Origin of the sequence: Streptomyces phaeochromogenes, from assembly GCF_001418655.1 — a bacterium.
GTDB lineage: Bacteria > Actinomycetota > Actinomycetes > Streptomycetales > Streptomycetaceae > Streptomyces > Streptomyces phaeochromogenes.
In genome coordinates, this window is record NZ_LIQZ01000254.1 from 1 (window position 1) to 14,411 (window position 14,411).

Sequence of the window (14,411 nt, forward strand, 5' to 3'; positions counted from 1 at the left end):
AGGGGAAGGGGGCTAGTCGTCTCGGTGGGGGGAGTCATTGGGAAGGCGGGGCCGTTCTGGTCAGGCGTACGGGCAGGGGTCAGAGGTCTTCAGGGCGGATGTCCTTGTGCGGTACCTCGACCCCGTCGGTGTCCATGACCAGACTGCGGCTGCCAAGGCCGAAGAAGGAGCTCAGCTCGCTCGGCACCGGAACCTCGACCCGGAAGTAGCCGGCGGAGCGACGAGTGACCACGGGGGTTCCGAGGTCAGGGGCGTGGGCCGTCGCGACGAAATTCTCGATGGCGCCGCGCTGTACCGGCGTCAGGCTGTCCAGCGGGACCACTTCGAAGGGGTGGATGAGATACCCGGTTACTCTCTGCCGTCGGAAGCTGCTCAACCTGCACCACGAGCCGTCGGAGAATACGATCTTGACGTCCTCCCCGTCCTTGAAGTCCCTGTGCTCGACCTCGCTGATGTTGGACCGGGGGGTCTCCCAGAGGACCTCGTCCTCGATGATCTTGGAGTCCTTCTTGTGGTACGGGAGGCCCACGACGACCAGTCGGCGGTCGGTGACGATCGCGTGCGTCCGGTAACGCTTCTCGTCGGAGCGCGCAGGATCCAGCTGCCAGGGCAGGGTGCGGGCCAGCGTGCCGGGCGCGGCCCACATGACAGGAAAGTCCTCGACCTCGTTCTCGCGGTCGTCCGGTGTGTCCTTGCCCGAGTCGGGACCGGCGGATCCGCTCACGTTGCCGCCGGCGGAGCTGAGGACGGCCATGACGGCGACGCCCACTGCCATCGCCGCTCCCTTCACGGTGCTCCTCGCGCCCGCGTCCCCCGTGGATCGGGTCGTGTACACCGGTCCCTCGGGCCAGCCCGGCAGCTCGCCCTGGATGTCGTTGCGTTCGGTGTCGCGGAACCAGCGCATGCCCTTGACCCGCATGGCTGCGCCTGTCGCGAACGTCATCGGAGCGCGTCCCAGAAGCGTCTCGCCGGGTTCCGGCTGCCAGATGGTCATTTCCGTATGCACTTCCTTACACGGCGTGGGGGAGGAGCGCGGCGAGTCAGGAGGGCTCGTCCTGGTCGGTTCACTGTGTCACTGTCACTCCGGTCCGGAGGATCAGCCTCCGGTGGCCGACTTCTCGAACTGGTCGCCGGGGAAGAGGGCATCCCCGACGTGCTGGTGGATGCTTGTGATCTTGGGGAAGATCTTGGCTCCCGCGTCGATGGCGATACCGGCGCCCAAGGGGTTGATGTTCACACCCGGGATCATGTTGAGGCCCTTGGAACCGAGCCACTGGCCCTCGTGGTAACCGGCGGCGGCAAGCCCACCCATGCGGGACTTCAGGCCACTGGTCGCGTGTGCGACCTCGTAGACGTCGCCGGACTTGCCGCCGATCTTCACCAGGCCGGCCTTGCCGAGTCCGCCCTCGAGTCCCCGCGCGTTCTTGCCGAAGGCCATCAGGATGCGTGAGCTGCCGATCGAGGTCTTCGCGAAACCCTGGCCAAGGTTCTCGGCCATCGCCGTGGCCTTGCCGGCGCCGACCACCTTGATCCCCTTGCTGAACATGCCGATGCCCGGCATCAGTCCCACGGCGTCCAGCCCCATCTGCATCCAGCTCACATCGGCCCCGCCCCACTTGGCCAACCCGTGGGCCGCCAGTGCGAGACCGCTCGCGATGAGCGCCGCGGTACCGAAGATCGCCGCCAGCGGTGGGAAGGGCAGAGTGATGATGGCCAACATGCCCAGCACGGCGCTCAGATCACTCAGCAGATCACCGATCAGCTTGATCATGTCGGCGTGGTCCTTGATCCACTGTCCGGTGGCGTCCCACGCGTCCGAGACGCCCTTGGTGAGCTTGTCCCAGAAACCGGGCTCGTCGGGCGCGATGTCGCCGGCCTTGTCGAGTTCCTTGCTCACGTTGCCGGCGGCCCGCTTGTAACGGTCCTCGAGGTCGTGGACCTTGCCCGTGATCTCGTCGACCGCGCCGGAGGCCTTGCCGAGCTCTTCGCTGCCCTTGCCGTCGCCCTTCGCGTCGGCTTTCTGCTGGGCGGTCTCCCTGGCTTCCAGCTTCTCCCCGGCGGACTTCTCCAGCCGGTTCGCCTCGTCCTGGAAGTCGAGGAGTTCGTTGGCCCACCGGTGCAGGGCGCGTGAGGCCTTGTCGAAGGAGTCGTGGCTCTTGCGGATGAGCGGGGTGACGTCCTTGCCGACGTACTCGGTGAAGGCGACCGCGGTCCTGCCCTTCCAGGCACCGGCCTCGATCCGCTCCAACTCGCGGAGAGTGGTGCCGAGATCGCTCGCCAGGCCGCCGAGTTTCTTGGCGAGGTCCCGGGTGTCGTCGACGTCTCCCGGCGTCGGATCCCAGCCTATGTTCGGAAAGGCGGGGCGCTTGCCGGCCACGACTACTTGCCCTTCTTCTTCGTCTTGAGGGACTCGGCGAGATCGTGATCGAGCTTGCCGAACTCCTCACCTATCTTGTTGATCATCTTCACGGCACCCTGAGTGTGCTTGCCGAGCTGCTTGATGCCGTAGCCCCAGTCGTCGGCGAATTCGTGGACCTCCTCGACGAGTTTGCTCTGGCCGACCGCGGAGCCGTCGGCGCCGCGGAGCGTGCGGCGCGCGGAGTCCATACGGTCGCTGATCGTCGAGAAGGTCTTCTTCAGGTCTTCGAAGACGGTGTCTTCGAGACGCAGGTCACTCATGTGATGGTCCAGGTTCCCTGAGTGGTTGGTCAGTGGGGGGGGGAGAGAGGGGAGACCAGTGGTCGGCGCGGGTCGCGGCCGGCTCCGTGGGGTGTGAACCGGCCGCGTATCCCTCGCTCTTGCTCAGCGGTTGACGGCCTGTGCTTCCTGGACGGTGATGTCCTGGACGGCCTCGATCGTGCCGTCGGGCAGGCCCACCGGGCCGCCCTGGCCGGTGCCGGTCCAGCTGATCTCCCAGGTGAGGGACGCCTTGAGCGGGAAGGTGCCGCCGTTGGACGAGCGGCCGTAGACGATGCCGCAGGGAGGCGTCTCGTCGGACCTGCCCTTGGCGTAGGGCTCGCCGATCCTGCCGTCGACGATGGGGCATTCGCCGTTGGCCGGGATGGTCGTGGCGTCCTCGGTTCCCGGATCGAGGGTGAGCGACTTGGGAGTGGCGGTCGTGGTCGCCTCGATGTTGAAACCGGGGACGTTGATGGCTGCCGTCGCCTGGACCTCGTCGAAGGCCGCGTCGTCGAGCCAGGCCCAAGTCGGCAGGTTCACCTTGGTGATGGCCTCGGGAGCCAGCGTCACCTCGGTGTCGGGTAGCTCCATGTGCTGGTACGCGAGGGCGGCGAGCATCTCCGGAGTGATGGCCTCTTCGTGCTGGGGCGGCGGGGCCTCGCCGTTCTCGACCCAGAAGGGCAGGTCGGTGCACGACTTCCGCTTGAGATAGTCCGGCTCGTCGGGGTTCTCGACGCCGGCCCAGAACATCCCCTCGCCGTCCTTCTCGACGTTGTAGTCCTTGTAGCCGGGGGTGTCGGTCCAGCCGTAGTCGTCCTCGTAGTGACGCTCCAACTCGCCGATGGCCGAGCCGGCGGTGCCGCCCATGCCGGGCGTGTTCTTCGAGGTGTCGATGTCCTTGGACATCTTCTTCTTGAAGTCCTTGGCGCCGAGGTAGGGGGCGTACCAGCAGGGCGGCGGCGTCCAGTTGACGTCGGAGGAGGCCACGTTTCCGCTGCCGCCCTTGGCTACGGCTCCGGAGTACTGGATTCGCGCGGCTGCGTAGATGCCGGTTTCGTCGCTGCCGCCCTTTTCCTTCGTGCCGCCACCCTTGCCGTAATCCACTGGTTCCGCCGCGGAGTTGGGCGCCGTGAGGATGAGAGCGCCGACCGCGAGCGTCAGGGCTGCAGTGCTGGTGCCGAGGACCCTGCGCGGTGAACTGCTCACTGGCACTGCTCCGCCCCCGTCTCGACGAACACCTTGGACGCCTGCCACAGGCTCTCGCTCGTGGGCAACTTGACCATTACGATCTTGTAGTAGCCGAAGTCCTTCGCGCTGGGCTCAGCTTTCAGAACCTTCCCGGTTTTGACCTCTTTGCCCAAGAACTTCCCAGTGTCCGCGCAGAACGCGACTTCCACGGATTTGCCGTTCGGGGCGGACCGTGTGGTGGCGTCGTAGTGACGGCGGGTGCCGGTGGCGGTCCAGCCGCCCTTGATCCATTCGTTGATCTGTACCTTCGCGTAGTGGAGCCCCTCGCCGGTGGCGTAGGCGGCCACAGCCGCATCCTTGGTCGTGCGCTTGTCGACGCCGCGGTAGATGGCGCGGAGATAGTTGGCGGCGTCGTCCATCGCTGCCGCCTCGGTCTTGTCCTTCGGCTTCTTCCAGTCGAAGACCAGATTCATGTCCTTGGGCAGCGACACATCCACGCCGTCAGGCTTGTCCTCGGCCGGTGCTCCCGAGGGCTCCGTCGACTTCTCGGGCTTCTCCGCTCCCTGGTCGGCGCCGGCGATCTTGTCGTTGTCGCTGGACTTGTCGTCCCCGCTGCCACATGCCGTCAGCAGCAGGGCTGCGGTCGCGGCGAGCGCGGCAGCAACGGGCAAAGAACGGCGCTTCACAGTGATCTCCCCGTGAGACAAAGGTGCAGTCAAGAGCAATGACGGTATCTGTGGGGCGATCAGTTTCGCTACAGCGAACTTCCTTGCATGGCTGGGCGGACAGGGAGGAATCAGGGCAAGCCGACGGCGCTTGTGGCCTGATCGTGTCGGGTCCCACAGTGGCTGCGAACGCCGACCGAATGCCGACCGCCCGCCGTGCCACCCGCGAACTCCGCGAACGCGGCCTCGCCGTCACGCTCCCCGTGAAGGGCGTCCTTGTCGCGGCCCGCTCCAGGCCGAAGAGCCCGCAGGTGACGGTCAGAAGCAGCCGTTCACTTCGCCGACACCACACCGGACGGCGGCCGGTGATGCAGCCTCCGCAGCTCCTCCTGTGATTCGGGGGAGAAGTCCTCCCAGTGCTGCTTGAGGAGGTCGACTTCGGTGCCGTCGGCGTCCATGACGATGGAGCGGTCGGAGATACCGAAGAACCCGTCCGCGGTGCTGGGCGCCAGCGCCGCGACCCGGTAGCAGCCGCACAGATTGCGGGTGATCAAGGGCGGCCCGGCATCCGGTGCGTGAGCGGCGGCGAAAGCCTCGGCCGTGCTGCGCTGGGCCGGGGTGAGCGAGTCCAGGGGTACGAGATCCGGCTGATCGATGATGTGGCGCGTCAAGCACTCCCGTCGGAAGCAGGTGAGCCGGCACCAGGAGCCGTCGGTGAAGACGACCTTCACGTCGTCACCGTCCTTGAAGTCCCGGCGCTCGACCGTGCCGATGGCGGACCGCGGGGTCTCCCACAGCACCTCGTCCTTGACTATCTCCCTGTGCTTCTCGGCGAAGGGAAGGCCCACGATCAGCAGACGCCGGTCGGTGAGGATCGCGTGGGTGCGGTAGTGCTTCTGCTTGCAGCGTCCGGGATCCAGCTGCCAGGGGAGGGTACGGGCGATCGTGTCCGGCGCCGCCCACATCACGGGGAAGTCCTCGACCTCGTCGGCCCGGTCGCGGGTGGTGCCCGAGCCGGAGCCCCGGACGCCGCCTCCGACATTGCCTCCCGCAGAGCTGAGGGCGGCCATGATCACGACACCCACCGTGATCGCTCCGCCTTTGAGTACGTTGAGCCCCAGCGCACCGCCGCTCGAACGGACCCTGTGGACCGGCCCCTCCGGCCAGCCCGCCAGCTCGCTCAGTTCACCTTGGATGTCATTGCGTTCCGTATCGCGGAACCAGCGCTTGCCCCGTACGCGCATCGCCGCACCCGTGGCGAACGTGACCGGTGTACGGGCGAGCAGGGTCTCGCCCGGATCGGGCTGCCAGTAGTCCGGCTCCATCGCTGTGCGTATCCTCCGGGCGGCGGTCGCCGACGGTTGCCGGGTGGCCACCAACTCTTGGGTGGATCTTGTCAGCGCCTCACTCTGCCACGCCGCCCCAGGTGCCCACCCGCCGGGCCCGTACTGTCGGGCGCGCCCTTGAAGCCTGACTGTCGCACCCCGTCGAGGGTCCCCGAACTCGGGCCCTAGGCTGCCCGAATGTCGAAAGAGACCGCCCGCTGGCTCGCCTTCAGCCTCACCTGCGCCCTCGGATCCGCAGGGCTCGGCTGGCTCGCCCCCGCCATGCCGCTGAAGTCCTGGGTCGGCGGGGTGGCCGTACTGACGGCATGGTTGCTGTTGCCGCTGGCGGCGGTGCTCGTACCGATGCTCGGGCTGCGGCGCGTTCCGCGTGCCCGGCGGAAGATGGCGTGGCAGCTCATCGTTCCGGTGGTCGCGAGCGTGGCACTGGGCGTCGTGGCGGGTGAGGCCGGGCAGCAGTCGGCGCTCGCCGAGCGCGGGCGGTGGACCACGGCCACGGTCGTGGACATAGAGGACGCCAGAACCGACCAGTGCACCCTGCAGCGGCGGACGGACGGCACAAGGATCTCGCCGAGGCTTTCCGAGGGCGACGGCTGCCGTTCGGTGTCGAAGGGCGACACCCTGCGCGTCCGGTACGACCCCGAAGGCGTCGCCGGCCCGGTGACCGATGCCGAGTCAGGCTCGTACGGAGGACTCATCGCCGGCCTCGTCCTCGCCGCCGTGGCGATGGGCACCTGGGGGAGCGTACGAATGAGCCGCTGGGACCGCGCGTACGCGGCCTCGTAGGCTTGCGCGCACATCAGACTGCAGTTTGCTTCGGAACCGGGGGAGATCAACCACATGGCCCGCTACATGGAGACGCTCACCATCGAGCGCGGCGGCTTCCGGATCAAGGTTCCGGAGTCGTGGTGGGAGTTCGACGTGCGGCCCGAATCGCGGGACGACTCGATCCGGCGGATGGTGGCCGAACGGGTGCGCCAGCAGCCCGAGTTGGCCAAGTACCAGGACACGTACACCGCCTTCCTCCGGAAGGCCGCGGGGGACGCCTGGAAGTCGGGCGCGCTGTACTGCGGCTGCATGGCCGAGAGCTTCGGCGGCGACACCCCCATCACCGGCTCGATCACCGTCTCGCTCGTCGGCGGGCGTACGCAGGCCGGCGAGCCCCTCTCCACCGACCCGCAGGTCATCGCGAGCCAGCTCGCCGTGCGTGAGGCCAAGAAGGAGGGCGACGCGTGGCGGAAGGTCACGACGGTCGACATCCCGGGCGTCGGCCCGGCCGCGCGGACGTACGGCATCGAGGACATCCCCGTACCCGACGACGCCCTCAAGCGCACCATCCGCGCCGTGCTCATGCAAACGTTCATCCCCGTCCCGGGGCAGGAGGGCAAGGTCGCCCTCGTCGCGGGCAGCAGCCAGGTGCTCGACCTCGCCGACTCGTTCTTCGACATCTTCGACGCGATCACGTCGACGTTCCGCTTCGCGGAGTAGGGCGGGGCAGGGCGGAACCCCTGTACTGGGCCTTGCCGCCCTCGTGACCTTTTCATCGAACGCCCGTACCCAGTAACTTCACTTGTGCGTATGTGTGGTTGACGGGGTTGGCGTGACGGGGGTTGCGTGATGGCGGGTTATCGGCCGACCGACTGGCATGTGCTGGACCTGGAGAAGGATCCGACGCCGGGCGATCCGGTACGGGTCAAGTCCCTGGCGAAGAGCCTGCACGACTTCGCCGATGACGTGCAGGACGCTCTCCGTCTGGTCAAGGGCATGGCGGACGAGGACGCCGTCCTGACGATGGTGGGCAAGACCGCCGATGTGTTCCGGGACGAGTTCTCCGGCGTTCCGAAGAATCTCAAGAAGCTGAAGAAGTCGTACGACCTTGCCGGGGATGCGCTGGCGGCGTACTGGCCGCAGTTGGAGCGGGCGCAGGCCCTCGCGGACAAGGCTCTTGCCCAGGGGCGGGAGGCGCAGGCGGACCTCTCCTCTGCCAAGTCCCGTCTCTCGTCGGCCGATTCATGGGTGACCCGCGCCAACAAGGAAGCGGACAAGTACAAGGACGACCCCGGGTCGGCCGGCAAGGACGTCCCCAAGCCGGACGAGTCCAAGGTCCGCGCCGCCACCCGTGACGCGCAGAGCGCCAAGGACGCCCACACCTCCGCCCAGTCCGACGTCACCACCGCGCAGAACGCCCTCGACGCGGCGAAGAAGATGGCGGCCGACGCCCGGAAGATGCGCGAAGACGCCGCCGGAGACGCCAAGCGGAAACTCGACGAAGCCTCCGACGCCGGTATTCAGAACCGCAAGTGGTACGAGGAGGTCGGCGACTGGTTCACCGACAACTGGGACACCATCGTCGCCGTCTGCAAGGTCGTGGTGGCCGTCCTAGGCATCATCGCGATGATCATCGGCGGGCCCATCCTCGGCGCGATCGTCCTCATCGCAGCGCTTGTCGTCCTGGCCGACACCCTCAACAAATACATGAAGGGCCAAGCGTCCCTGTTGGATGTGGCCTTCGCCGCGCTGGACTGCATACCCGGCATGAAGGGCCTCACCACCCTCGGCGGCCTCGCCAAGGGACTGAAAGGCCTGGGCAAGGTGGGCCTGAAGGGCATGGCCCTGGGGGCCAAGGGGCTCGGCAGGAGCACACGCGCCATGGGCCGGCAGATGCAGAAACTCTTCACCTGTGGCGATCCCATCGACATGGCGACCGGCCAGATGGTCATGTCCGCCACCGATGTCGAGTTGGATGGCGTCCTGCCTCTCGTGCTGGAGCGCCACTACCGCACCGGTGTCCGCAGCGGCCGTCTCTTCGGGAGCGGCTGGACTTCCACGCTCGACCAGCGGCTGCGACTCGACGCCACGGGGGTGCAGTTCGAAACCGCCGACGGCATGGTCCTGGTCTATCCCGTACCGGAGCCCGATGTGGCCGTTCTCCCGGTGGAGGGACCACAGTGGCCGTTGAGCTGGGACGGCGCCCCAGGCGGCGCGCTCACCGTGCATCAGCCGCAGACCGGTGTGACGCTTCAATTCCGGCCGTTGCCCCGTGGCACCGTGGGCGAGCTGCCCCTGGCCGTCGTCAGCGACCGTAACGACAACACGATTTCGATCACGTACGACGGCGAGGGCCTTCCGGACGAGGTTGCCCACCATGGCGGTTACCGCGTCGGCGTGACGTGTGAAAGCGGCCGTGTCATCGCGCTGACGCTTCAGAACCACCCGGAGAAGCCCACGCTCCTGCGCTACGCGTATGACGAGCGGGGCAACCTGGCCGAGATCGTCAACTCTTCCGGGCTGCCGCAGCGTCTCTTCTACGACGATCAGCGCCGCGTCACCGGTTGGGAGGACCGTACCGGTGCCTGGTACCGGTACGAGTACGACGGCGCGGATCGCTGCGTCGCCGCCCGGGGTGTCGACGGCATCCTCGACTACACCTTCGAGTACGACGAGGAGGCCCAGGCTTCCGCGTCCGTCAACTCGCTGGGGTACACCACCCGTTACCAGTTCAACGACGCGTACCAGCTCATCGCCGAGACCGACCCGCTGGGCCACACGGTGTACCAGGAATGGGACCGTCACGATCAACTGCTGTCCCGCACCGACGCGTTGGGCCGCACCGTACGACAGGAGTGGGACGGGTCGGGCAACCTCACCACCGTGCGCCTGCCCGACGGAGCCACGTCAACGGTCACGTACAACGGCCTGCACCAGGCGGTCGAGATGACCGGCTACGACGGCGCGGTCATGCGGCAGGAGTGGGACGAGCGGGGAAACTGCACCTCGCTGACGGCCGCCGACGGAGCCGTCACGCGGTTCACCCGCGACCGGACGGGTGCCGTGGCGTCGGTGACGGACGAGCTGGGCGCGGTGACGAGTTTCATCAACGACCCGGCGGGCCGGCCGGTCTCCGTGACGGACCCGCTCGGTGCGACGACCCGTACCTCGTACGACTCCTTCGGCCGACGACTCACCGTCACCGACCCGCTGGGTGCCACCACACGACTGGCCTGGACCGTCGAAGGTCTGAAGGCGTCCGTGACAGGGCCCGACGGTGCAGCGGAGTCCTGGACCTACGACGGTGAGGGCAACCTGCTCACCCACACCGATGCCCTGGGCCGGGTCACCCGCCACACCTATGGCGCGCTCGGCGTGCTGGCCTCCCGTACCACCGCGGACGGCGCCCGTCACACCTTCACGCATGACGCCGAGCTCCGGCTGGTCCGGGCCGCGGCCCCCACGGGGCTCACTTGGGACTACACCTACGACGCGGCGGGGCGGCTCACCTCCGAGTCGGACTTCGACGGCCGCACCGTGGTCTACGCGTACGACGCCGCCGGGCAGGTCCTCAGCCGCACCAATCCGCTGGGTCAGTCCACCGCGTTCGTGTACGACATTGCGGGCAACCAGTCCGAGAAGACGGTGGACGGCAGGACGACGGTCTTCACGCACGACTCCGCGGGCCGCGTTCTGAGGTCCGTCGGCCCCGACGCGACCCTCACGTACTCCTACGACCGGTCCGGCCGCATCACCGCCGAGACCGTGGACGGTCGGGCGCTCACGACGGCGTACGACGCCCTGGGCCGACCCGTCCGGCGCACCACCCCGACCGGTGTCACCAGCACGTTCGCCTATGACGCGGCGGGCAACCGCACCGTCCTCACCGCCTCGGGGCGTGCCCTCACCTCCACGTACGACGCACTCGGCCGCGAGACCGCGCGGGAGCTGGGCGCCGGGGGCTCCGTCCTCAGTCACACCTGGGACGCCGATCACCGGCTGACCGTCCAGGCGTTGACCGTTCCCGAAGCCTCACGACCGCCGCTGAGCAGGCGGGCCTACACCTACCGGGCCGACGGCAGTCCGGCCTCGATGGACGACCGGGTCACCGGCCACCGCGGGTTCGACCTCGACGCGGTGGGCCGTGTCACGGCTGTGCGCGCCGCGGAGTGGACGGAGTCGTATGCCTACGACGCCGGAGGCAACCAGACCCAGGCGGTCTGGCCGGAGCGATTCACCGGCTCCGAGGCCCGAGGAGAGCGGGCCCACGACGGCAATCGCGTCACGCGCGCCGGGTCCGTGCACTACGAGTACGACGCCGCCGGACGGGTCGTCCTGCGCCGCAGGACACGGCTGTCACGCAAGCCGGACATCTGGCGCTACACCTGGGACGGCGAGGACCGACTCACGGCGGTCACCACTCCGGACGGCACCCGCTGGCGCTATCTGTACGACTCTCTTGGGCGTCGTGTCGCCAAGCAGCGGCTCGCGTCCGACGGGGTTCCCGGTGCGGAGGCGACCGTCGTCGAAGAGACACGGTTCACCTGGGACGGCCCTCACCTGGTGGAACAGACGACCCAGGTCCTCGGCGGTCAGGAGGAGGTGACGCTCACCTGGGACCGCGACGGCCTGATACCCGTCGCCCAGACACAGCGCACGATGCCGAAGGACGTCTCACAGGCCGTGATCGACGAGCGTTTCTACGCCATTGTCACCGACCTCGTGGGCGCCCCGGCCGAACTCGTCGACGAGGCGGGCGACCTGGCGTGGAGAGCCGATGCCACGCTCTGGGGCATCACCACGTGGAATCCGGATGCGACCGGTTACACGCCACTCCGGTTCCCGGGCCAGTATTTCGACCCCGAGAGCGGACTGCAGTACAACAACATTCGACACTACGATCCGGTCACCGCCTCCTACGTCAGTCCTGACCCGCTCGGTATGGACGCGGGGCCCAACCCGCGTGCCTATGTGTCCAACCCGCTCCGGTGGATCGACTATCTGGGCCTCATATGCCACTCCGCGATCCTTCGCCGGAACCTGGCGGCGGACGGTCGTCCGGTAGGCGCCGGCCAGGCGGCGGCGCATATCGTCCCCTCCACATTGAACCGGGCAGTCGGACGCACCGCCGACAGTCGCGCCATTCTGAGCCGCTATGGAGTCGACATCGACGAGGCGGCGAATGGAATACCCTTGGGTCACTCGCGACCCCACAACTTCACTCACCGCAACCCGTTCCTGCTGCGACTCAACCAGCACCTGGCCGCAACGGAGAGGGCCGGTGTGGCCCGAGGACTCAGCAACCAGCAGATCGGCGACACCATTCGCCAGGAACTGCGTGAGATCGGGCGGCAGGTCACACACGAGCTGTCACCCTCGCAGATGGTGAACAACATGCCCGCGCCGACCGCCCGCTGGACAAGGCTGACATTCTGACAGAAGGCACCATGACTGCTGCAGAAAACCAAGGTCCCCTTTCCGTATACCGCCTGCTGCCGAGCATGCGGGAGTTCCAGCTTCTCCACTTCGACAATTCACCCGTGGAACTCATGCGTTGGCAGCTCGGTGGCTCCACCGGCGAGCCGCCCACCGACTTCAACGCCGAATGGGGAGGCGAGCCGCGATGGCCCAAGAGCGAGTTTCCCAACGGGGATCCCTGCTGCCCTGTCGTCAGCGGTCGAATCGCCGACGTCCTGGGGGATGAACTCGCAACAGCAGGGCGTCTCGTGCCGGTGAACATCGAGGGATCCGCAGGGGACGAATACCTTCTCCATGTCGTGGAGCGAGTGGTCGACTGTTTCGACGAACAGCACTCGTCGACGCCGGACCAGATCGGCAGGATCAAGAAATCGGTGTTCCGGCCGGAGGCACTGCCCGTCGAGCTGGCGGCATTCCGTTTTCCGCAGTTCCCCACAGCTGTCTGCTGGAACGGTTGGATGGTGGAACGCCTCATCCGGCTTCTGGGGGATCAACTCGAATCCCGGCTGATCTGGTCGGAGGATCCATCACTCTCCCCGCACCCCGCCCCGTGGGGTTTCTGATGAGGCTGATTCAGGCAGCGCCCCCACATCAGCCCAGCTTCGAGTTCTGCGCCTCGACCACCGCCGCGGCGAGCTTCACATCGCTCGGCCTCGACTCCGCGATCGCCCTCCCGTCCACCGAGAAGTAGACCGCGATGACGTCGTCGTGGCGTACGGCGGCCGAGTGGAGGGTGTGGGTGGTGCCCAGGACCGTCATCGTGGACTTGAAGGCGAGGGACTCGTCGCCCGACTTGGTGGTCGGTTCGGCGGTGACCGAGTCGTACGGGCTGGTGCCGCTCTTCGACTTGGCGGTGAAGCCGTCGCCGCAGGAGGCCACCGCCTTGGAGAGGCCGGCCATGGCGGACTCCGCTCCGCCGTCCTCGTAGGCGGTGAGCGTGACGTAGGTGAAGCCGCCGTTGAGGCCGTCCTTCGAGGCGACCCGCGTGAGGTCCGCCTGCGGTTCGCCGAGCGGGAGTTGGTTCATCGCGTACGCCAGCGGGGCGCACACCTTCTTGTCCAGGGTCACCTCGTCCGGGGACTTGGCGAACACGAACTCGTCGGAGGGCTCCTCGACCGCGTAGCCGCCCACGTCGGCCTTCGTGATCATGAGCTTGGCCAGCCGGTCCGCCGGGCTGACCTCCTTCGTCCGGGATGCCGTGGCCTCGGGCTTGTCCGCGGCGTCCGTACCCGAATCCGAGTCACCGCCACCGCATGCGGTCAGGCAGGCGAGTGCGGACAGGGAGAGCGCGGAGGCGGCCAGGGCGGTGGTTCGCTTCATGGGGGGACGGGCTCCTTGATTCATGGTGGTGGACGGCGAGCGGCGATTGGTGACCGTTCGTCCGGCTGATGTTCCCGGCGTACGCCTGTGAGTTCTCTGGCGGAGAGAGCCTCGGCGAGGCGGAGACCCGTTACCGCATGCTCCACCTCAACCACCTCGGCCGGGAGCCGCTGCCCTTCCTGAAGATGCGGTTCGCCAACACCCGGACCGGAGGGAGAAGTACGAACCCCGGACGCGGCTTCACCGAGCCACGGCGGCTCGTGGAGGAGTTCGGCCGGCTGGAAGGCGGCCCCGGCAGCTTCGCCGAGTTCGAGAACCGGCATGGCCGGGTGTGGCGGGTGGAATGGCACGGGGCCTGGTACATCGCGGAGTTGGACGCCCACGGCAGCGCGCCTCGTGAGACCGGGCTCGATGAACTCGTCGAGTTCGCGATGGAGCGGCTGAGGGACTGACCGAGGCGTGGTGGACGCAGCGGAGGCGTCGGCCGGCGGTTCGAGATGCTGAGAAGCCCGGGAACGTAATGCCTCGGCCCGAGAACGCAGTGCCTCCACTCAGCCCCGGGCCTTCTCTGCTTCCTCCTCCAGCAACTTACGGAGCACCGGCGAGAGTTCGGGGACACTCGCGCCCGCCGACTGCGCGGCGGAGAGGGCTTGTACGTACGCCACCGCCGCCTCCCGGAGACGTTGCCTCTCGCGGCCCTGCCGGGCTCCCGCCAGCCAGGTCGTGATCGCGAGGGGGACCGCGAGGACGGCGGCCAGGTGACCGAGGGCGTTCCCCTCTGAGACCGCCCAGGCCACGCCACCGATGCCCACGAACAGCAGCAGACACCCCGCCTCGTCGTGCCAGCCGCCCTCGTCCGCCATGGCCTCGTACGTCTCGACCGAGGCGGGCTTCGCGGGAACGGCCGGGGGCGCTGCGGACGCCACACTTTCGGTCGCTTCGCCGGACGCCGGCTCCGACCCCGACCCCG

12 protein-coding genes and 1 pseudogene are annotated in these 14,411 nt (G+C 67.8%); 5 read left to right on the forward strand and 8 right to left on the reverse strand.

The window, feature by feature from the left end:
* Positions 1–79: 79 nt before the first annotated feature.
* The 6 genes from AOK17_RS30475 to AOK17_RS30500 form a co-directional block, all read right to left on the reverse strand.
* Positions 80–994: a hypothetical protein gene (locus tag AOK17_RS30475; protein ID WP_055615797.1), complete on the reverse strand. Its 915-nt coding sequence runs from the start codon at positions 992–994 to the stop codon at positions 80–82.
* Positions 995–1,096: 102 nt separating this feature from the next.
* On the reverse strand, positions 1,097–2,377 hold the full coding sequence (locus tag AOK17_RS30480) for a hypothetical protein (protein WP_055615798.1): 1,281 nt from the start codon (positions 2,375–2,377) through the stop codon (positions 1,097–1,099).
* A 2-nt stretch (positions 2,378–2,379) separates the two neighbouring features.
* Complete coding sequence (locus tag AOK17_RS30485) at positions 2,380–2,679, reverse strand: hypothetical protein (protein WP_055615799.1); 300 nt, start codon at positions 2,677–2,679, stop codon at positions 2,380–2,382.
* A 123-nt stretch (positions 2,680–2,802) separates the two neighbouring features.
* Positions 2,803–3,885, reverse strand: a complete 1,083-nt coding sequence (locus AOK17_RS30490; protein WP_055615800.1) for a hypothetical protein — start codon at positions 3,883–3,885, stop codon at positions 2,803–2,805.
* Positions 3,882–4,553, reverse strand: a complete 672-nt coding sequence (locus tag AOK17_RS30495) for a hypothetical protein (protein WP_055615801.1) — start codon at positions 4,551–4,553, stop codon at positions 3,882–3,884. Before AOK17_RS30495 ends, AOK17_RS30490 begins: the two co-directional genes overlap by 4 nt.
* Positions 4,554–4,864: 311 nt before the next feature.
* Positions 4,865–5,857 (reverse strand): hypothetical protein, encoded by a 993-nt coding sequence (locus tag AOK17_RS30500; RefSeq protein WP_063997312.1) that lies wholly within the window; start codon positions 5,855–5,857, stop codon positions 4,865–4,867.
* 198 nt (positions 5,858–6,055) lie between these two features.
* On the opposite strand from AOK17_RS30500, the gene AOK17_RS30505 reads away from it, so the two are divergent.
* The 4 genes from AOK17_RS30505 (at position 6,056) to AOK17_RS30520 (ending at position 12,684) form a co-directional block, all read left to right on the forward strand.
* Entirely contained in the window at positions 6,056–6,661 is a 606-nt protein-coding gene (locus AOK17_RS30505) for a hypothetical protein (RefSeq protein ID WP_055615802.1), read from the forward strand.
* A gap of 54 nt (positions 6,662–6,715) precedes the next feature.
* Positions 6,716–7,363, forward strand: a complete 648-nt coding sequence (locus AOK17_RS30510) for a hypothetical protein (RefSeq protein ID WP_055615803.1) — start codon at positions 6,716–6,718, stop codon at positions 7,361–7,363.
* Positions 7,364–7,492: 129 nt separating this feature from the next.
* On the forward strand, positions 7,493–12,079 hold the full coding sequence (locus AOK17_RS30515) for a DUF6531 domain-containing protein (RefSeq protein ID WP_055615804.1): 4,587 nt from the start codon (positions 7,493–7,495) through the stop codon (positions 12,077–12,079).
* A gap of 11 nt (positions 12,080–12,090) precedes the next feature.
* Positions 12,091–12,684: a hypothetical protein gene (locus AOK17_RS30520; RefSeq protein ID WP_055615805.1), complete on the forward strand. Its 594-nt coding sequence runs from the start codon at positions 12,091–12,093 to the stop codon at positions 12,682–12,684.
* Positions 12,685–12,712: 28 nt separating this feature from the next.
* On the opposite strand, the gene AOK17_RS30525 is transcribed toward AOK17_RS30520, so the two are convergent.
* Positions 12,713–13,441 carry a hypothetical protein gene (locus tag AOK17_RS30525; RefSeq protein WP_055615806.1) on the reverse strand — a complete coding sequence of 243 codons (729 nt, stop codon included), beginning with the start codon at positions 13,439–13,441 and terminating at the stop codon, positions 12,713–12,715.
* Positions 13,442–13,509: 68 nt separating this feature from the next.
* Here AOK17_RS30525 and AOK17_RS30530 point away from each other — a divergent pair, with 68 nt between their 5' ends.
* Positions 13,510–13,893 (forward strand): hypothetical protein, encoded by a 384-nt coding sequence (locus AOK17_RS30530; protein ID WP_055615807.1) that lies wholly within the window; start codon positions 13,510–13,512, stop codon positions 13,891–13,893.
* Between the two features lie 99 nt (positions 13,894–13,992).
* Here the strand turns inward: AOK17_RS30530 and AOK17_RS30535 are convergent.
* A pseudogene (locus AOK17_RS30535) lies at positions 13,993–14,411 on the reverse strand (hypothetical protein); the annotation flags it as partial.